Consider the following 18,851-nt stretch of genomic DNA (forward strand, 5'->3'; position numbering starts at 1 on the left):
CGTGCTCTTCCTCTACACCGTGCTCGTGGTGTGCGGCGCCATCCTGCTCGCCGCCGGAATCGTCGAACAGCGGCGGCACTTCGCCAACCTGGAGCACATCCCCTCCCGGGTCCTCGTCAACGGCATCCGCGGCAAGTCCTCCATCACCCGCCTCTGCGCGGGCGCCCTGCGGGGCGGCGGGCTCAACACGGTCGCCAAGACCACCGGCACCGCGGCCCGGTTCATCCACCCGGACGCCACCGAGGAGCCCGTCTACCGCAAGTTCGGCATCGCCAACGTCGTCGAGCAGATCGGCATCGTGCGCCGGGCCGCCGCGTACAACCCGGACGCCCTGGTCATCGAGTGCATGGCGGTCATGCCCGCGCTCCAGGAGATCAACCAGTCCAAGCTGATCCGCTCCACCATCGGCGTGCTCTGCAACGTCCGCGAGGACCACCTCGCCGAGATGGGCCCCACCCTCGACGACGTGGCGCGCTCCCTTTGCCGCTCCATGCCGGAGAACGGCATCTGCGTCACCGCCGAGAAGGATCGTTTCGACATCCTCCAGGAGGAGGCCGACGCGCGGAACTGCCAGTTGATCTACGCCGACCCCGAGACGGTGACCGACGACGAGCTGCGCGGCTTCAGCTGGTTCACCTTCAAGGAGAACGTGTCGATCGCGCTCAAGGTCGCCGAGCTCCTCGGCGTCGGCCGCGAGGTCGCACTCCAGGGCATGTACGACGCCCCGCCGGACCCCGGTGTCCTCTCGGTCGAGCGGTACGCCACCGAGGACGGCAAGAAGGTGCGCTTCGCCAACGTCTTCGCGGCCAACGACCCCGAGTCGACGCTGATGAACATCAACCAGCTGCTCGACCTCGGCGCCATCCACCGCCCGCTCCACGTGGTCATCAACTGCCGTCCCGACCGCGTCGAGCGCAACGGCCAGATGGGCGAGATCATCCCCGACCTCCAGCCGGAGAAGGTCTTCGTCATCGGGCACCCCGCCAAGTCCGCCATCGACGCGATCCCCGCCGAGTGGCGCGGGCGCGCGGTGGACCTCGGCGGCGACCGGCGCGACCCCGAGGAGTTCCTGCACCAGATCCTCGGTCAGCTCGGCGCCGACTCCTCCCTCGTGGCGATCGGCAACATCCACGGCCAGGGCGAGCTGCTCCTGGAACACCTCGCGGAGCTGCCGCCGGACGAGAGCGAGGAGCAGGCCCCCGAGGAGCCCGCGCCGTTCTACGAGCCGCACGTGGACCCCTACCAGCACTACCCGGAGGCGTACGAGTCGCGGTACTCCACGGCCCAGCTCCAGCAGGTCCAGGTCCCGCAGCCTCGGGCCTACGCGCCGCAAGAGCCCTACCAGCACTACCAGCCGCACGAGCAGCACCAGCAGTACCAGCAGCAGCCCCAACCCCCCGCGCCCCGCGGCATGTTCGAGCCGAGGGTCGCCCCCGTACCGCCCGCCCAAGACGACGACCAGCAGTGGCACAGCCCAGGAGAGCCCCGTTGATTCCCTCCGTCCTCACCCCCGAGATCGCCGCGGTCGGCATCGCGCTCGGGCTGCTCTTCTCCCTGGTCTGCTATCTGACGACCAACCTCTCGCCCGGCGGCATGATCACGCCGGGCTGGCTCGCGCTGACCCTCGTCGAGGACCTGCAGCGCGCGGCCATGGTGCTCGGCGTGACCGTACTGACCTACGTCGGCACGCTGCTGATGCAGAAGTTCGTGATCCTCTACGGCAAGCGCCTCTTCGCCGCGGTCGTGCTGCTCGGCGTCACCCTCCAGGCGACCGTGATGATCGTCCTGTCGATCGAGTTCCCGCTCATGTACGCGAACCAGACGCTCGGGTTCATCGTCCCCGGCCTGATCGCCTACCAGCTGGTGCGCCAGCCCAAGGGCCCCACGCTGCTCGCCACGGGCTCGGTGACGCTCATGGCCTACGTCGTCCTCACCGCCGGGATCCTCCTCGGCTTCATGCCGTCCGCCTGATTCCCAGGAGTCATTCATGCCGCCCAAGAAGAAGCGTCCCGTCCTGCACGCGGCGACCGTGCTCGCCCTCCTCGCGGGCAGCGCGTACCTGACCGTGGAACTGCGCAAGGACGAAGAAGCCAGAGCGCCCAAGGTGCAGGCCGTCACCGACACCCCCGGCGGCCTGCAGAACAGCAACGGGCAGCCGGACAGCGGGAAGCAGAAGTGGGAGCGCCTGAAGAACCCCGCCCGCTCCGTCCTGCGCACCGAGGGCGGCAAGGTCATCGCGACCTTCACCGACAACGCCCGCACCGCGACGCTGACCGGACCGAGCCGCACCTTCACCGAGCCCGCGAACACCAAGTCCCGCGTCGTCACGAACGACTGGGCGCGGCTGATGCCGGAGACCTGGCGCGAGGGCGCCGAGAAGGAGAAGTGGTTCAAGGACTGGTACAAGGAGTTCGCCGGCAGCGAGGAGGACGACATCTTCGCGATGGCGTTCCAGTACGTGCAGGGCGCGCCCGTCAAGAAGGACGACGAGGGCATCGCCTACGCGGGCGACGCCAACTTCGGCCCGCTCAACCCCGACGGCAGCGCGGGCAACGACCTGCGTCTGGAGCAGTCGGACTTCTTCGACTACCTCGGCATCCCGTACACGTTCCGCAGCGGCACGACGATCCAGCCGGAGACGATGCGGGCCCGCTCCATGGACTGCTCCGGATTCATCCGCACCGTCTTCGGCTACCGCGCCCGCTACCCCCTGATGGCCGACGACAAGACCGGCGACGGCCTGCCCCGCACGGCCAACGGCATGGCGCGTGGCAAGGCGGGCACGGACGTCATCGAGCTCAAGGGCGTCGGCAAAGCGGACCGGCCCAAGTCCATCGACGTCGTGCAGCCCGGTGACCTGGTCTTCTTCAAGCTGGACGCCCGCACCAAGGAGCGCCTGGACCACGTGGGGATCTTCCTCGGCCACGACGCCGACGGCCACAAGATCTTCATCTCCAGCCGCGAGGAGGTCAACGGCCCCACGATCGGCGACAAGGGCGGCACGTCCCGCCTCGACGGCAACGGCTACTACGCCGCCACGCTGCGCAGCGCCAAGCGGCTCTGAGCGGCGGCTACACAGGACGTACGGTTCGGGGGCCCGCGCATTGGGCCCCCGACTCGCCCACCCGGCGGCGCAGTTCGCGGTCGGCCGTGACGACCAGGCAGGGGCGCTCTCCGGCCGCGGCGGCCAGCTCCACGATGCGGTCGTCGCCGCTGCCGGGCGCGCTCTCCACGCGTACGCCGGGCACGGACTCGATGCCGCGCGCCGCGCCCTCCACGACGAGGACCACCTCCAGCGGTCCCGGATGACCGGGCAGGCCCTCCCGCGCGTACGTCACGAGCCCGTCCCGCAGCCGCTCGGCGGCCCCGCGGCGGTCGCGCCACCAGCCGTCGGGCACCGAGCCGACGACGTTGGCGGCGTCCACGACGAGCAGAGTTCCCATGGCGCAAGACTGGCACACCGGGCGCCGAGCCCCGGCCGGGAGCCGTCCCCGGCGAACGTAGACTGAACGGGCCGGAGAAATCGCACGCTCGTAGGAAGGTCGGCGCCGAGTCATGCCGCTGAGGTCCTCCCCAAGGCCGGAGCGGGAGCCCTCCCGCCCGACGGCCCCCACCGCCGGCCAGGTCGCGAGCGCCACCCTCGCCACCGGAAGCTGGCTGCTGCGCGGCAAGGACGGCAGGCTCACCGCGTACGCCCGCTCGGCGGACGGTCTGCTGCGCTGGACCCAGGACCGCCCCGGCGGCCCGGACTGGAGCGGCCCGGACCTCTTCGACGCGTCGCACCTGAGCCACCTCACCCTGGCCCAAGGCGCCGACGGGTACGTGCACTTCGTCGCGTTGCGCACGCGTCCCAAGGAGGGCGGCGGCACGGAGGTCGACGTCGTGCACGCCGTCCAGTACCAGTCGGGCCGTCCGCTCATGGACTGGCGCTCGCTCGGCAACCCGCACACCAAGATGGTCGAGCGCGCCCCGCACCTGGGGGCTCCGACCGCCGCGGTGGACGCCTCGGGATCGGTCCACGTCTTCGTGCGGGACGCGGTGCACAGCGTGCGGCTGCGGCGCGAGGGCAAGGGCGGCAAATGGGAGGGCTGGAAGGACTTCAAGGTCCGTGAGGTCCTCGACGGCATCACGGCGGTCGCCACGTCCACCGGCCGCGTCGAGGTCTTCGGCCCGGCCGAGAACAAGACGCTGCACTGGACGCAGGAGAAGCAGGGCGACGGGTTCCAGCGCACCGACGACATCCCGCTGCCCCCGGCCTCCGGCTCGGGCGCGGCCCTGGAGACGGCCCCGGACCGCCTCACGTACTACGCCACCGACGCCCGCGGCAAGGGAGTCCTGGCCCACCGCTCCGGAGAGGCCGAGGCGGAGGTACGGCCCCTCGGCGGCACCCCCGACGCGGGACCCACGGCCGCCGTGCGCGCGACGATAGAGGGCCACGACTGCACGGTCCTCGCGCACCGGGGCGCGGACGGCCGCCCGGTCATAGCTGCGTACCCGACGCAGGACGAGCAGGCGGGCGTCTGGTGGGCCGAGACGGGCGAACCCTGTCTGGGCACACCGGCGTTGGCCCTCGACGCGCAGGACCGCGTGGTCATGGCGACGATCGGCCTGGACGGCACGCTGCGGATCGCGCGGCAGAAGGCGGAGTCGGGCCTCGCGCTCGACGCGTGGACGCGGGTGTAAGCGGCAAGCGCACAACGACCGATGCCCGGCAGACCAGGAGGCCTGCCGGGCATCGCCCGTGTACGGCAGTGTTACGCGGGAACGCTGGCCACGCCCGGCGCCAGGAACTTCTTGCCGTTGACGCGCTCGCTGACGCCCTCACGGTCCAGGTACGGCGTGATGCCGCCCAGGTGGAAGGGCCAGCCCGCACCGGTGATCAGGCACAGGTCGATGTCCTGCGCCTCGGCGACGACGCCCTCGTCGAGCATCAGGCCGATCTCCTGCGCCACGGCGTCCAGCACGCGGTCACGGACCTGCTCCTCGGTCAGGACGGAGTCGCCCTGCTTGAGGAGGGCAGCGACCTCGGGGTCCAGCTCCGGCTTGCCGGAGTCGTAGACGTAGAAGCCGCGCTTGCCGGCCTTGACGACCGCCGCGAGGTTCGGGGACACGGTGAAGCGCTCGGGGAAGGCGCGGTTCAGGGTCTCCGACACGTGCAGACCGATGGCGGGGCCGACCAGCTCAAGGAGCACCAGCGGCGACATCGGCAGACCGAGCGGCTCGACGCCCTTCTCGGCGACGGCGACCGGGGTGCCCTCGTCGATGACGTTCTGGATCTCGCCCATGAAGCGGGTGAGGATGCGGTTCACGACGAACGCCGGGGCGTCCTTCACGAGGACCGCGGTCTTCTTCAGCTTCTTGGCGACACCGAAGGCCGTGGCGAGCGAGGCGTCGTCCGTCTGCTCGCCGCGCACGATCTCCAGGAGCGGCAGGATCGCGACCGGGTTGAAGAAGTGGAAGCCGACGACCCGCTCGGGGTGCTTCAGCTTCGACGCCATCTCGGAGACCGAGAGCGAGGAGGTGTTGGTCGCGAGGATGGCGTGCGCCGGAGCGACGGCTTCCACCTCGGCGAACACCTGCTGCTTGACGCCGATCTCCTCGAAGACGGCCTCGATGATGAAGTCGGCGTCGGAGAAGCCCTCGGCCTTGTCGAGCACGCCGGAGACGAGCCCCTTCAGACGGTTCGCCTTGTCCTGGTTGACGCGGCCCTTGAGGAGGAGCTTGTCGATCTCCTCGTGGACGTAGCCGACGCCCTTGTCCACGCGCGCCTGGTCGATGTCGGTCAGGACGACCGGCACCTCGAGGCGGCGCAGGAAGAGCAGCGCGAGCTGCGAGGCCATCAGACCGGCGCCGACCACGCCGACCTTGGTGACCGGGCGCGCCAGGTTCTTGTCCGGGGCACCCGCCGGGCGCTTGGCGCGCTTCTGGACGAGGTTGAAGGCGTAGATGCCGCTGCGCAGTTCGCCGCCCATGATGAGGTCGGCGAGCGCCTTGTCCTCGGCGTCGAAGCCCTGCTGCAGGTCGCCGTCCTTCGCGGCCGCGATGATCTCCAGGGCGCGGTAGGCGGCGGGGGCCGCACCGTGCACCTTGGAGTCCGCGATGCCACGGCCGCGCGCGACGGCGGCGTCCCAGGCCTCGCCGCGGTCGATCTCGGGGCGGTCCACCGTGAGCGAGCCGTTGAGGACGGAGGCCGTCCAGATCAGCGACTGCTCCAGGAAGTCCGCGCCCTCGAAGAGCGCGTCGGCGATGCCGAGCTCGAAGACCTGCTTGCCCTTGAGCTGGCGGTTCTGGTTCAGCGAGTTCTCGATGATGACCGAGACGGCCTTGTCGGCGCCGATCAGGTTCGGGAGCAGCGCGCAGCCGCCCCAGCCCGGTACGAGACCGAGGAAGACCTCGGGCAGCGAGAACGCCGGGAGCGCCTTGGAGACGGTGCGGTACGAGCAGTGCAGACCGACCTCGACACCGCCGCCCATGGCAGCGCCGTTGTAGTACGCGAAGGTCGGCACGGCGAGGCCCGAGAGCCGCTTGAAGACCTCGTGGCCGCCCTTGCCGATGGCGAGCGCGTCCTCGTGGTGCTTGAGGATCTCCACGCCCTTGAGGTCGGCGCCGACGGCGAAGATGAACGGCTTGCCGGTGACACCGACGCCGACGATCGTGCCCTCGGCCGCCTCCTTCTCGACCTGGTCGATGGCGGTGTTCAGGTTCGCCAGGGAGCCGGGGCCGAAGGTGGTCGGCTTGGTGTGGTCGAAGCCGTTGTCCAGCGTGATGAGCGCGAAGCGCCCGGCGCCGGCCGGCAGGTCGAGGTGGCGTACGTGCGCCTGCGTGACGACCTCGTCCGGGAACAGCTCGGCCGCGCCCTTCAGAAGCTCAGTGGTGGAGCTGCTCACTTGTCGCCTCCGGCGTCCTTGTGGTTCGGGTTCTCCCAGATGACGGTGGCGCCCATGCCGAAGCCGACGCACATCGTCGTCAGGCCGTAGCGGACGTCCGGCTGCTCCTCGAACTGCCGCGCCAGCTGCGTCATCAGACGCACGCCGGAGGAGGCGAGGGGGTGGCCGTACGCGATGGCGCCGCCGTACTGGTTGACGCGCGCGTCGTCGTCCGCGATGCCGTAGTGCTCCAGGAAGGCGAGCACCTGCACGGCGAAGGCCTCATTGATCTCGAAGAGACCGATGTCGGAGATGGACAGGCCCGCCTGGGCGAGCGCCTTCTCCGTGGCGGGGATGGGCCCGTAGCCCATGACCTCGGGCTCGACACCCGCGAAGGAGTACGAGACGAGCCGCATCTTGACCGGCAGGTCGTGCTCGCGGGCGAAGTCCTCGGAGGCGATGATCGACGCCGTGGCGCCGTCGTTGAGGCCCGCTGCGTTGCCCGCGGTGACGCGGCCGTGCGTACGGAACGGCGTCTTGAGGCCTGCGAGGCTCTCCAGGGTGGTGCCGGGCCGCATCGGCTCGTCGGCGGTGGCGAGGCCCCAGCCGGTCTCGCCGGCTTCCTCGTTCGTCCGCCGTACGGAGACGGGCACGAGGTCCTGCTGGATCTTGCCGTTGGCGTAGGCCTTGGCGGCCTTCTCCTGCGAGCGCACGGCGTACTCGTCGGCGCGCTGCTTGGTGATGCTCGGGTAGCGGTCGTGGAGGTTCTCGGCGGTCATGCCCATGAAGAGGGCGGACTCGTCGACGAGCTTCTCGCTCACGAACCGGGGGTTCGGGTCGACGCCCTCGCCCATGGGGTGGCGGCCCATGTGCTCGACGCCACCGGCGATGACGGCGTCGTACGCACCGAACGCGATGGAGCCCGCGGTCGCCGTCACGGCGGTCAGCGCGCCCGCACACATGCGGTCGATGGAGTAGCCCGGCACGGACTGCGGAAGCCCGGCCAGGATGCCGGCCGTGCGGCCCAGCGTCAGACCCTGGTCGCCGATCTGCGTGGTCGCGGCGATGGCGACCTCGTCGATCTTGGCGGGGTCGAGCGCCGGGTTGCGGCGGAGCAGCTCCCGGATGGCCTTCACGATCAGGTCATCCGCACGGGTCTCGTGGTAGATGCCCTTCGGGCCCGCCTTGCCGAACGGGGTGCGGACGCCATCAACGAAGACGACGTCCCTGACGGTACGAGGCACGATGGCTCTCCTCCAGGGTGCGGGGCGCTGGCGCTTGCAGGCGCTTTTCCTCATCCATGCTACTTGCCGGTAACTATGCGGCCAAGGGCTGGCACGGGGTGCCTCGGGGAGGCGAAGGTCACACTTGGGTTTCGGTGGGGTGGTGTGTCTTGGCGGGGGATGTCTTGCGCGCTGTGGCGGGGCGCGCGTGCTGATCTCTCCGTGTTCTTGTCCCGCCCTGTGGTGGATGCGGGGCGGCCCCGGCCCGCCGCTCCGCGACGGATCTCTCCCGCCCGCCCGGTGCCCGGCATCTACCGGGGTTGGGTCGGTGTGTTTCCGCGGCTCGGTGGGGCGGCCCCTGTCCCGCCGCTTCGCGACGGATGTCTCCCGCCCACCCGCCCGAGCACCCGGCGTCCACCGGGGGGCGGTCTGTATCCGCGGCTCGGTGGGGTGGTTCCTGTTCCGCCGCTTCGCGACGGATGTTTCCCGCCCGCCCGCCCGAGCGCCCGGCGTCCACCGGTTCGGTGGGGCGGCCGCTGTCCCGTCCGCCCGCCCGGGTGTCCCGCATCCCCCAGGGCCGTAGGAGCAGCCGCCCCCGCCAGGCGGCACCGCAACGCGAACCACCCACCCGCCCCTTCACCTCGCAACGCGGGGTAAACGGGTGGGTGGGTGGGAGACATCCGCCGCGCAGCGGCGGATCAGCCCGCGACGGCAGGGCCACCCCCCACTGCGGGGCACGGCCGCGCCGGCAAGGCACCGCCCCGCGGACAGGTCAGTCCGTCGTGAGGGCCGTCACCAGGGCCGGAGTGACCTGGGTGATCTGCCACTGGCGCGCCCCGTGCGAGGCGAGCGCCGCGGCCACGGAATCCGGTTCCACCTGAGCCGGAGGCTCCCAGCAGACGCGCCGGACCGTGTCCGGAGTGATCAGGTTCTCCTGCGGCATGTTCAGCTCCTCGGCCAGCGCCGAGACCGCCGCCCGCGAAGCGGAGAGCCGAGCCGCGGCAGCGGGGTCGCGGTCCGCCCAGGAGCGGGGCGGCGGCGGCCCGGACACGGCCTGCCCGGGCTGCGGAAGCTCGGAGTCGGGCAGGGCCTTGGCCCGGTCCACCGCGGCCTGCCACTGCTCCAGCTGACGCCGCCCCATCCGGTGCCCGAAGCCGGTGAGCCCGGCGAGCGCGTGCACGTTGGGCGGCAGCCCCAGCGCCGCCTCCACGATCGCGCCGTCACTGAGCACCTTGCCGGGCGACACGTCCCGCCGCTGGGCCACCTTGTCGCGGGCGTTCCACAGCTCCCGTACGACCGCCATCTGACGGCGGCGGCGCACCTTGTGCATGCCCGAGGTGCGGCGCCAGGGGTCGACCCGCGGCGGCGCCGGCGGCGCGGAGGCGATCGCGTCGAACTCCTCGCGGGCCCACTCCAGTTTGCCCTGCCGGTCGAGCTCCTTCTCAAGCGCGTCCCGCAGGTCCACGAGCAGCTCGACGTCGAGCGCCGCGTACCGCAGCCAGGGGTCGGGCAGCGGGCGCGTCGACCAGTCGACGGCCGAGTGGCCCTTCTCCAGGACGAAGCCGAGTACGCCCTCGACCATCGCGCCGAGGCCGACCCGCGGGAAACCGGCGAGGCGCCCGGCGAGCTCGGTGTCGAAGATGCTGGTGGGGATCATGCCTATTTCGCGGAGGCAGGGCAGATCCTGCGTGGCGGCGTGCAGCACCCACTCCGCATCGGAGATCGCCTCGCCCAGCTGCGAGAGGTCGGGGCAGGCGACGGGGTCGATCAACGTGCTGCCCGCGCCCTCCCTGCGCAGCTGCACGAGATAGGCACGCTGGCCGTACCGATAGCCGGACGCACGTTCGGCGTCCACGGCCACGGGGCCACTGCCTGCCGCGAACGCGGCGATCACCTCGGCGAGGGCGGTCGCGTCCGCGACCACCGGGGGGATGCCGTCGCGCGGCTCGTCCAATGGGATCGGCGCCGTTTCGACGTCGTCCGGAGGGCCGCCTCCGGTGGTTCGCAGTGAACTGTCTGCTGCGGTCTCTTGGGCGTCGGTCACCTGTCAAGGGTATCTGTGTATGCACAGCGCCCGTCGACGGAACGTTCCGTCGACGGGCGTGCGAGGGGTGTAAATCAGTCAGTGGATGATTCCGGTGCGCAGAGCCACCGCCACCATCCCGGCCCGGTCACCCGTGCCGAGCTTGCGTGCGATCCGGGCGAGGTGGCTCTTCACGGTCAGGGCGGACAGGCCCATCGAGACGCCGATGGCCTTGTTCGACTGGCCCTCCGCGACGAGCCGGAGAACCTCCACCTCACGGCCGGACAGCTCGCGATAGCCGCCGGGGTGGCTCGGGGCGCCCGGCGGGCGGCGGTGCATTCGGGCGGCGGCCGAGCCGATGGGCGCGGCGCCGGGACGGGTGGGGAGACCGACATTGTTGCGGGTGCCGGTGACGACGTAGCCCTTCACGCCGCCCGCGAGGGCGTTGCGTACGGCACCGATGTCATCGGCGGCGGAGAGGGCGAGGCCGTTCGGCCAGCCCGCCGCACGGGTTTCGGAGAGGAGAGTCAGGCCGGAGCCGTCGGGGAGGTGGACGTCTGCGACGCAGATGTCACGGGGGTTGCCGATGCGGGGACGAGCCTCCGCGATCGACGAGGCCTCGATCACGTCGCGTACACCGAGGGCCCACAGGTGGCGGGTGACGGTGGAGCGTACGCGGGGGTCGGCCACGACGACCATGGCGGTCGGCTTGTTCGGGCGGTAGGCGACCAGGCTTGCAGGCTGCTCGAGGAGAACGGACACCAGGCCTCCTGGGGTGCGGGACGCAATCCGGCTCGGGGATTAAGCCGGGACGAACCGTGCTGTCAAGGTCACCAACCTCTTCGGCATCAAACCCGTCCGCCTTTAGAGAATGATCACGATTTGGTGAGTAACAATTCGGACCATTCGGACGTGTGATCGATCATCCGAAGATCAACCCGAATCGCAGTCGTTCAGAATCGCTCATCCGCGTGACCGTCCGGTCCCGTCCGGCGCGCTTCAGCCCTCCCGGCCCGTCGGCCCCTCGGCCCCCTCAACCGCCGCAGGCCCGACCCCCGGTCACGGCGTCTGCGGCCCCCGCCGCTGCGGCAGCGACACCACGGACCCCTCGCCGTGGCTCTGGTTCACCGGCGGCAGCCCCGCGATCTGGCAGAGCAGATCGCACCACGCCGCGAGGTGCGCCGCCGTGTCCGGCACCCCGCCCGCCCCTTCGCGCGGCGTCCACGACGCCCGGATCTCGATCTGGGACGCCGGCGTGCGCTCGGAGAGCCCCCCGAAGTAGTGCGAGCCCGCGCGCGTGACCGTGCCGCTCGGCTCACCGCAGGCCAGACCGCGCGCCTGCAGCGCGCCCGTCAGCCAGGACCAGCAGACCTCCGGGAGCAGCGGGTCCGCGGCCATCTCCGGCTCCAACTCCGCGCGGACGAGCGTGACAAGGCGGAAGGTGCCCTGCCAGGCGTCGTGTCCCGCCGGATCGTGCAGCAGGACGAGACGTCCGTCCGCGAGGTCCTCGTCGCCCTCGACCACCGCCGCCTCCAGGGCGTACGCATGGGGGGCCAGGCGCTTGGGCGGCTTCGTCGGGTCGATCTCGATCTCAGGCCGAAGCCGTGCCCCGCGCAGCGCCTCGACCGCCGCCCGAAAGGGCAACGGAGTCGATTCCGCCACCTTCCCCTCCGTACTTTCCATCTCGCCAGCGCCGTCCGACCGTTGTCCCTGAGCCGCAGCCATGCGGGGAAGGTTAAGGGGAACGGTGGCTTCGCGCAGGGAGGGACACCCGTGCGGGGGGCCCCGGTCAAGGCAGGGTGTCCCTCGGGACGGGGTCGCGCGGGCCCGTGCGAGACTTTCCGGGTGAGCGCCAACAACAGCCCCGCGGGCCAGCAGAACGCAGCGACGAACGCAGCGACGTACGACTCCGCCTTCATGAAGGCCTGCAGGCGCGAGCCCGTGCCGCACACGCCGGTCTGGTTCATGCGGCAGGCGGGGCGCTCACTGCCCGAGTACCGCAAGGTGCGCGAGGGCACGGCCATGCTGGAGTCCTGCATGATGCCGGAGCTGGTCACCGAGATCACGCTGCAGCCGGTGCGCCGCCACAAGGTCGACGCCGCGATCTACTTCAGCGACATCGTCGTCCCCCTCAAGGCCATCGGCATCGACCTCGACATCAAGCCGGGCATCGGCCCGGTCGTCGCCAACCCCATCCGCTCGCGCGCCGACCTCGCCCAGCTGCGGGATCTGACGCCGGACGACGTGAGTTACGTGACCGAGGCGATGGGCATGCTGACGGCCGAGCTGGGGTCCACCCCGCTCATCGGCTTCGCCGGCGCACCTTTCACTCTCGCGAGCTACCTCGTGGAGGGCGGCCCGAGCCGTAACCACGAGAACACCAAGGCCCTGATGTACGGCGACCCGCAGCTGTGGGCCGACCTGCTCGACCGGCTCGCGGAGATCACCGGCGCCTTCCTGAAGGTGCAGATCGAGGCGGGCGCGAGCGCCGTGCAGCTCTTCGACTCGTGGGTGGGCGCCCTTGCCCCCGCCGACTACCGGCGCTCGGTGATGCCCGCGTCGCAGAAGGTCTTCGAGGCGGTGGCCCCGTACGGAGTGCCGCGCATCCACTTCGGTGTCGGCACGGGCGAACTGCTCGGTCCGATGGGCGAGGCGGGCGCCGATGTCGTCGGCGTCGACTGGCGCGTGCCGATGGACGAGGCCGTGCGGCGGGTCGGTCCCGGCAAGGCGCTGCAGGGCAACCTCGACCCGGCGGTCCTCTTCTCCACGCGGGAGGCGATCGAGGCCAAGACGGACGAGGTTCTGGACGCCGCGTCCGGTCTCGAGGGGCACATCTTCAACCTCGGCCACGGCGTCCTGCCGACCACGGACCCGGACGCGCTGACGCGGCTCGTGGAGCACGTCCACACGCGGACCGCCCGCTGACGGGGCCGCCGCACAGTTGGCTGAAAATCTCGCCTGAATATGACGGGTGAGGAGGGGGACGGGACGTGTCCGCGGTGGAGATCGGCGATCTCGTCGAGGTCTGGGGCTCGGTCCAGGACGACTACCAGCGCCACGGAGACGCGGCAAAGGACCGGATCGTCCTGGAATGTGCACGGTCGCTCGCCGCGGACCCCGGCGGTGAGCGCGCACATCAGTGGACCTTCGGCCTGGTCATGATGCTGCCGTACGTCGGCTGGCTGCCGGGCGACGACGTTCCCGGCGCCGTGTTCGACGCGGCGCGGGCGGCCGACGAGGCGCTCAGGGACCGGCCGTGCGCCCACGAAGTGCATCCGTACGCCGAGGACGAGCTGGAGGACCACCTCTTCTGGCTCCGCGATCTCGTGGCGGACCTCGTCGACGAGAGCGCCGAGTGGGACGAGGACGAGCGCCCGCGCGACGAGTGGCTCTGCCCGCGCAACGTCGCCGGGTTCGCGCGCATCGCCATGGACTTCATCGAGCCCGGATCGGCCACCGGCATCCCGCCGCGCCTTCCCGAGGACACCCAGCGGGACATCGAGTCGCTCTCGGCCGTCCTGCACGGCTACCCCCGGCCCGGCACCGACGTCGACTCCGAGATCTCCTGCGTCGGTGACGCGCTCGGCCGGGCCACCGACCCCGACGACCGCGCGGGGCTGGTCATCGCCACCACGGCCGTGTCCTGGTACGCCGTCTCCGACATGATGCGCTCGAAGTCGGTCCTCGACGATCTGGCCGCGGGACTCGAAGCGGCCCTCTCCCATCTCTCCGACGCACGGTGCGCGCACGTCGGGCATCCCGACCTGCCGAGCAGCGGGCCGGACGCCGTCTGGGTCGGCCTCCACCTGAGCAGCCCCGCCGGACGCCGGCTCTACGATCTGGAGCGCATGTCCAGCGGCTGGGGCGCCCCGCCGGACGCCCTGCTGTGCCCGGCGTTCACCGCGGCCACCGCCCGCGAGACCCTCGCGCGGCTTCGGGAGCGGCGCGAGGCCCTCTTCGGAGCGGGGTCCCCGGAGAACCCGAAAGCCACCTAGCGCGCCGACCTGACCGCCGCCACCGCCTTGCGCGCCGCCACCAGGACCGGGTCCCACACCGGCGAGAACGGCGGTGCGTAGCCGAGGTCGAGCGCCGTCATCTGGTCCACCGTCATCCGGGCCGTCAGGGCCACGGCCGCGATGTCGACACGCTTGCCCGCGCCCTCGCGGCCGACGATCTGGACGCCGAGCAGCCGTCCCGTGAGGCGCTCGGCGAGCATCTTCACCGTCATCAGGGCCGCGCCGGGGTAGTAGCCCGCGCGGCTCGTCGACTCGATGGTCACCGGCACGTACTGCAGGCCCGCCGCCCGTGCGTCCTTCTCGCGCAGGCCCGTGCGGGCGATCTCCAGGTCGCAGACCTTGCTGACGGCCGTGCCGACGACGCCGGGGAACGTCGCGTAACTGCCGCCCACGTTCGAGCCGATGACCTGGCCGTGCTTGTTGGCGTGGGTGCCGAGCGCGATGTGGCGCTCGCGGCCCGAGACCAGGTCGAGGACCTCGACGCAGTCACCGCCCGCCCAGATGTTCTCGTGCCCCCGCACCCGCATCGCCAGATCCGTGAGCAGGCCGCCGTACTCGCCTACGGGCAGGCCCGCGGCCTTCGCGAGCTCCGTCTCGGGGCGCACGCCGATGCCGAGCACCACCACGTCCGCCGGATACTCCGCGTCCTCGGTGGCCACCGCCCTGACCCGGCCGTCGTCACCGGTCAGGATCTTGGTGACCTCGGCGTCGTTCACCATCTCGATGCCCATGCCGGACATCGCGTCATGGACGAGACGGCCCATGTCCGGGTCGAGCGTCGACATCGGCTCCTTGCCGCGGTTGACGACCGTGACCTCGTAGCGGCGCTGGATCAGGGCCTCGGCCATCTCGACGCCGATGTAGCCCGCGCCGATCACGACCGCCCTGCGGCCCGGCGTGCGGGCCAGCGTGTCCAGGAGCGCCTGGCCGTCGTCCAGGGTCTGCACGCCGTGCACACCGGGGGCGTCGATGCCGGGCAGCGACGGGCGGATCGGGCGGGCGCCGGTGCCGATGACGAGCTTGTCGTACGCCGTCCAGGCCTCGACGCCCGACTCCAGGTCCCGGGTGCGGACCCGGCCGCCCCCGACGTCGATCTCCACGACCTCCGTACGCATCCGCAGATCGATGTCGCGGGCCCGGTGCTCCTCGGGCGAACGCGCGATCAGCTCGTCCCGCGAAGGGACGTCGCCGCCGACCCAGTAGGGGATGCCGCAGGCCGAGTACGAGGTGAAGTGGCCGCGCTCGAACGCGACGATCTCCAGCTCCTCCGGGCCCCTGAGCCTGCGTGCCTGCGATGCGGCGGACATGCCCGCCGCATCGCCCCCGATGACCACCAGTCGCTCTCTCGCGCTCTTCATACGGACACGCTACGACGCGGCGGCAGTTGACGGACCGCTGGAAGCCTCTAGTCGTCGTCGCCCTCGCGCGCCGGTGCGGAGGGGGCCGCGGCCACCGCCGGCCGACGGGGCAGCCGGGGCCGCACCAGGCGCTGCCACAGCAGGAACAGCAGCGTCGCCACCGCCACGAACGGCAGGATCGCGCCGAGGGCGACCGCCAGCCACCGCAGCATCGTCACGAAGGCGCTCCAGCCGCCGGACAGCGCGTCCACGAACGTCGGGTCGTCATCGTCCGCGACCGCCTTCTTCACGGCGCTCTCGCTCAGCGAGAGCGTGATCGTCGACATGCTCGTACGGTCCTTGAGCGAGGACTGCTGTGCGAGCAGCGCCTCCAGTTCGGACTGACGCGAGCTCAGCTCCCCTTCCAGGGTGACGACATCGCTCAGCTTCGTCGCCTTGTCCATCAGCTCCCGTACGCGGGCCACGCTCGCACGCTGCGACTTGATGCGGCTGTCGACGTCGACGACCTGGTCGGTGACGTCCTGCGCCTTGGCCTTGCGCTCGATCAGCTTGCCGGTTCCTTCGAGCGACGTGAGGACCTCCTCGTACTGGTCCTGCGGGACGCGCAGGACGATGCGGGAGCGCTCGTGGCCGCGGTCGTCGCGGTCCGTGGTCTCGTCGCCGACGACACCGCCCGCGTCGGTGGCCGCCGCGCGCGCCTCGTCCAGGGCCTTCGGCACGTCCTTCACGCGGACGGTCAGGGTGGCGGTGCGGATGATGTGCGTGCCGGTGAGCTCGGGCGGCTTCTTCTTGCCCGACTGATCCGCCCGGCCGCCGCCGCCCATCCCCTTGTCGTCCTTGTTGCCGGACGCCACGTCCTCCTGTGCGGAACCCGCCGCCTTGCCGCCGTCGTCGCTGTCGCCCCCTCCCGCGCTGCACCCCGTGAGCGCGAGGGCGGCCGCGAGCAGCAGGGCCGAGAGTGCCTGGACGGTGCGGTGCCTTGATGTGCCGGACGCGAGCATCTCGACGTACCCCCCGAGGTTTTTGGTGACTGGTGCTCCTTTGACGCCGGGGAGGGGCGAAACGATGGTGTCCGACCGGTCCCGATGGGGTCACGGTCGGGACTCGTACGACGCGTGAAGCACGGCTCGTAGAGTGGGGGCATGCGCGAAACGGACACACGTAGGGGCCATGTCGTCGTCATCGGTGGCGGGATCGGCGGACTGGCCGCCGCCCACCGATTGCTCGACACCGGGGCCCGCGTGACCGTCCTGGAAGCCTCCGACCGGCTCGGCGGCAAGCTGCTCCCCGGCGAGATCGAGGGCGTCCGCGTCGACCTCGGCGCCGAGTCGATGCTGGCCCGCCGCCCCGAGGCCGTCGCCCTCGCCCGCGAGGTGGGCCTCACCGACCGGCTCCAGCCGCCCGCCACGGCGACCGCGGCGATCTGGACGCGCGGGGCCCTGCGGCCGATGCCCAAGGGCCACGTGATGGGCGTACCCGGTGACGCTTCCGCCCTCTCCGGGGTGCTCTCCGACGAGGGCCTGCACCGCATCGAGCAGGACCGTGACCTGCCGCCCACCGAGGTCGGCGAAGATGTCGCCGTCGGCGAGTACGTGGCCGCGCGCCTCGGCCGCGAGGTCGTCGACCGCCTCGTGGAGCCACTGCTCGGCGGGGTGTACGCGGGCGACGCCTACCGCATCTCGATGCGCTCGGCGGTCCCGCAGCTCTTCGAGGCCGCCCGCACGCACGCCTCGCTCACCGAGGGCGTCCGCGCGCTCCAGGCCCGCGCCGCGCAGAACCAGCAGACCGGGCCCGTCTTCATGGGCATCGAGGGCGGCGTCGGCCAACTGCCGCTCGCGGTCGCCGATTCGGTACGCGCGCGTGGCGGCGAGATCCGCACCGGGACCCCGGTCGACGAACTGCGGCGCACCCCGGAGGGCTGGCAGGTCACCGCGGGGGAGCAGACCATCGACGCCGATGCCGTGGTCGTCGCCGTGCCCGCCTACGCCGCCGCCGCGCTGCTCGGCGTCGAGGCACCCGCCGCCGCTGCCGAGCTCGCGGGCGTCGAGTACGCCTCCATGGCCCTGATGACCCTCGCCTACCGCCGCAGCGAGACCGACCTCCCCGAAGGCAGCGGTTTTCTCGTGCCGCCCGTCGACGGGCACACCATCAAGGCGTCCACCTTCGCCTCCCGCAAATGGGGCTGGATCGCCGACGAGGACCCCGACCTGCTGGTTCTGCGCACGTCGGTGGGCCGGTACGGCGAAAGCGCGATCCTGGGGCGCGACGACGCCGACCTCGTCGCGCTCTCCCGGCGCGACCTGCGCGCGGCCACCGGCCTGGACGCCGAGCCCGTCGCCACCCGCGTCACGCGCTGGCACGACGGCCTGCCGCAGTACCCCGTCGGCCACCACGCGCGCGTGGCCCGCGTCCGCGAGCACGTGAGCAAGCTGCCGGGCCTGGCCGTGTGCGGAGCGGCGTACGACGGCGTGGGCATCCCCGCCTGCATCGCGAGCGCGTACGCGGCCGTCGACCAGCTGGGCGGTGACCTGGCCGGTGTGCAGCAGCTCACCGCCAACCCGGTGCAGAGCCTGCACGGCGGCGGAGGAGAATAGGGCCATGAGTGACGACGCCCCCGCCAAGAGCCCGAACGCGGGCAAGAAGGCCAAGGACCTCAACGAGGTCATCCGCTACACGCTGTGGTCCGTCTTCAAGCTGCGTGACGTGCTCCCCGAGGACCGCGCAGGCTACGCTGACGAGGTCCAGGAGCTGTTCGACCAGCTCGCGGCCAAGGACATCACCGTCCGCGGCACGTACGACGTCTCGGGCCTGCGCGCCGACGCCGACGTCATGATCTGGTGGCACGCCGAGACCTCCGACGAGCTGCAGGAGGCCTACAACCTCTTCCGCCGCACCAAGCTGGGCCGCGCCCTGGAGCCGGTCTGGTCGAACATGGCGCTGCACCGTCCCGCCGAGTTCAACAAGTCGCACATCCCGGCCTTCCTGGCCGACGAGACGCCGCGCAACTACATCAGCGTCTACCCCTTCGTGCGCTCCTACGACTGGTACCTCCTGCCCGACGAGGACCGTCGCCGCATGCTCAAGGACCACGGCATGATGGCCCGCGGCTACCCCGACGTGCGCGCCAACACGGTCGCCTCGTTCTCCCTGGGCGACTACGAGTGGCTGCTCGCCTTCGAGGCCGACGAGCTGTACCGCATCGTCGACCTCATGCGGCACCTGCGCGCCTCCGAGGCCCGCATGCACGTCCGCGAAGAGGTCCCGTTCTACACCGGCCGCCGCAAGTCCGTGGCGGACCTCGTGGCGGGCCTGGCGTAACCCTCCCCGTTTCACGCACCGGGCGGGCGCGGCGACCGAAATTCGGT

At 71.4% G+C, this 18,851-nt stretch carries 16 protein-coding genes; 8 read left to right on the plus strand and 8 right to left on the minus strand.

What is annotated here, in order from left to right:
• Window position 1 precedes the first annotated feature (1 nt).
• From pgsB to ACWFR3_RS37335, 3 genes are read left to right on the plus strand one after another with little or no spacing between them, the layout of a single operon-like run.
• Window positions 2–1,492 (plus strand): poly-gamma-glutamate synthase PgsB, encoded by a 1,491-nt coding sequence (pgsB, locus tag ACWFR3_RS37325; RefSeq protein ID WP_453739143.1) that lies wholly within the window; start codon window positions 2–4, stop codon window positions 1,490–1,492.
• The gene (locus tag ACWFR3_RS37330) at window positions 1,489–1,971 is read left to right on the plus strand and encodes a poly-gamma-glutamate biosynthesis protein PgsC/CapC (protein WP_249587145.1); all 483 of its coding nucleotides are present in this window, start codon (window positions 1,489–1,491) and stop codon (window positions 1,969–1,971) included. Before pgsB ends, ACWFR3_RS37330 begins: the two co-directional genes overlap by 4 nt.
• Before the next feature lie 16 nt (window positions 1,972–1,987).
• The gene (locus ACWFR3_RS37335; RefSeq protein WP_453739144.1) at window positions 1,988–3,064 is read left to right on the plus strand and encodes a C40 family peptidase; all 1,077 of its coding nucleotides are present in this window, start codon (window positions 1,988–1,990) and stop codon (window positions 3,062–3,064) included.
• Between the two features lie 7 nt (window positions 3,065–3,071).
• Here the strand turns inward: ACWFR3_RS37335 and ACWFR3_RS37340 are convergent, their stop codons facing one another.
• Entirely contained in the window at window positions 3,072–3,443 is a 372-nt protein-coding gene (locus tag ACWFR3_RS37340) for an NTP pyrophosphohydrolase (protein ID WP_453739145.1), read from the minus strand.
• Between the two features lie 112 nt (window positions 3,444–3,555).
• Here ACWFR3_RS37340 and ACWFR3_RS37345 point away from each other — a divergent pair, with 112 nt between their 5' ends.
• Window positions 3,556–4,683, plus strand: a complete 1,128-nt coding sequence (locus tag ACWFR3_RS37345) for a hypothetical protein (protein ID WP_453739146.1) — start codon at window positions 3,556–3,558, stop codon at window positions 4,681–4,683.
• Window positions 4,684–4,754: 71 nt separating this feature from the next.
• On the opposite strand, the gene ACWFR3_RS37350 is transcribed toward ACWFR3_RS37345, so the two are convergent.
• From ACWFR3_RS37350 to ACWFR3_RS37370, 5 genes are all read right to left on the minus strand, one after another.
• Entirely contained in the window at window positions 4,755–6,887 is a 2,133-nt protein-coding gene (locus tag ACWFR3_RS37350; protein ID WP_453739147.1) for a 3-hydroxyacyl-CoA dehydrogenase NAD-binding domain-containing protein, read from the minus strand.
• On the minus strand, window positions 6,884–8,110 hold the full coding sequence (locus ACWFR3_RS37355; protein ID WP_453739148.1) for a thiolase family protein: 1,227 nt from the start codon (window positions 8,108–8,110) through the stop codon (window positions 6,884–6,886). The genes ACWFR3_RS37350 and ACWFR3_RS37355 overlap by 4 nt, the downstream gene beginning before the upstream one ends.
• Window positions 8,111–8,861: 751 nt before the next feature.
• Window positions 8,862–10,133, minus strand: a complete 1,272-nt coding sequence (locus ACWFR3_RS37360; RefSeq protein ID WP_453739149.1) for an HRDC domain-containing protein — start codon at window positions 10,131–10,133, stop codon at window positions 8,862–8,864.
• Between the two features lie 78 nt (window positions 10,134–10,211).
• Entirely contained in the window at window positions 10,212–10,874 is a 663-nt protein-coding gene (locus ACWFR3_RS37365) for a response regulator transcription factor (protein WP_160507754.1), read from the minus strand.
• A 297-nt stretch (window positions 10,875–11,171) separates the two neighbouring features.
• The gene (locus ACWFR3_RS37370; RefSeq protein WP_453739150.1) at window positions 11,172–11,837 is read right to left on the minus strand and encodes a DUF3000 domain-containing protein; all 666 of its coding nucleotides are present in this window, start codon (window positions 11,835–11,837) and stop codon (window positions 11,172–11,174) included.
• 120 nt (window positions 11,838–11,957) lie between these two features.
• Between ACWFR3_RS37370 and hemE the strand changes: the two genes are divergently transcribed.
• Together hemE and ACWFR3_RS37380 are read left to right on the plus strand one after the other, a co-directional pair.
• A complete protein-coding gene (gene hemE / locus ACWFR3_RS37375) occupies window positions 11,958–13,037 on the plus strand; it encodes a uroporphyrinogen decarboxylase (RefSeq protein ID WP_453739151.1) in 1,080 nt (359 codons plus the stop codon).
• 65 nt (window positions 13,038–13,102) lie between these two features.
• A complete protein-coding gene (locus ACWFR3_RS37380; RefSeq protein ID WP_453739152.1) occupies window positions 13,103–14,107 on the plus strand; it encodes a hypothetical protein in 1,005 nt (334 codons plus the stop codon).
• On the opposite strand, the gene ACWFR3_RS37385 is transcribed toward ACWFR3_RS37380, so the two are convergent.
• Window positions 14,104–15,486 (minus strand): FAD-dependent oxidoreductase, encoded by a 1,383-nt coding sequence (locus tag ACWFR3_RS37385; protein WP_453739153.1) that lies wholly within the window; start codon window positions 15,484–15,486, stop codon window positions 14,104–14,106. The two genes, ACWFR3_RS37380 and ACWFR3_RS37385, sit on opposite strands and share 4 nt — an antisense overlap.
• Window positions 15,487–15,533: 47 nt before the next feature.
• On the minus strand, window positions 15,534–16,487 hold the full coding sequence (locus ACWFR3_RS37390) for a DUF4349 domain-containing protein (RefSeq protein ID WP_453739154.1): 954 nt from the start codon (window positions 16,485–16,487) through the stop codon (window positions 15,534–15,536).
• 141 nt (window positions 16,488–16,628) lie between these two features.
• Between ACWFR3_RS37390 and hemG the strand changes: the two genes are divergently transcribed.
• On the plus strand, window positions 16,629–18,080 hold the full coding sequence (gene hemG / locus ACWFR3_RS37395) for a protoporphyrinogen oxidase (protein WP_453739155.1): 1,452 nt from the start codon (window positions 16,629–16,631) through the stop codon (window positions 18,078–18,080).
• A gap of 4 nt (window positions 18,081–18,084) precedes the next feature.
• Window positions 18,085–18,804, plus strand: a complete 720-nt coding sequence (hemQ, locus tag ACWFR3_RS37400; RefSeq protein WP_453739156.1) for a hydrogen peroxide-dependent heme synthase — start codon at window positions 18,085–18,087, stop codon at window positions 18,802–18,804.
• Window positions 18,805–18,851: the final 47 nt, after the last annotated feature.

The sequence above is a fragment of the Streptomyces sp. NPDC055189 genome, from assembly GCF_053606765.1.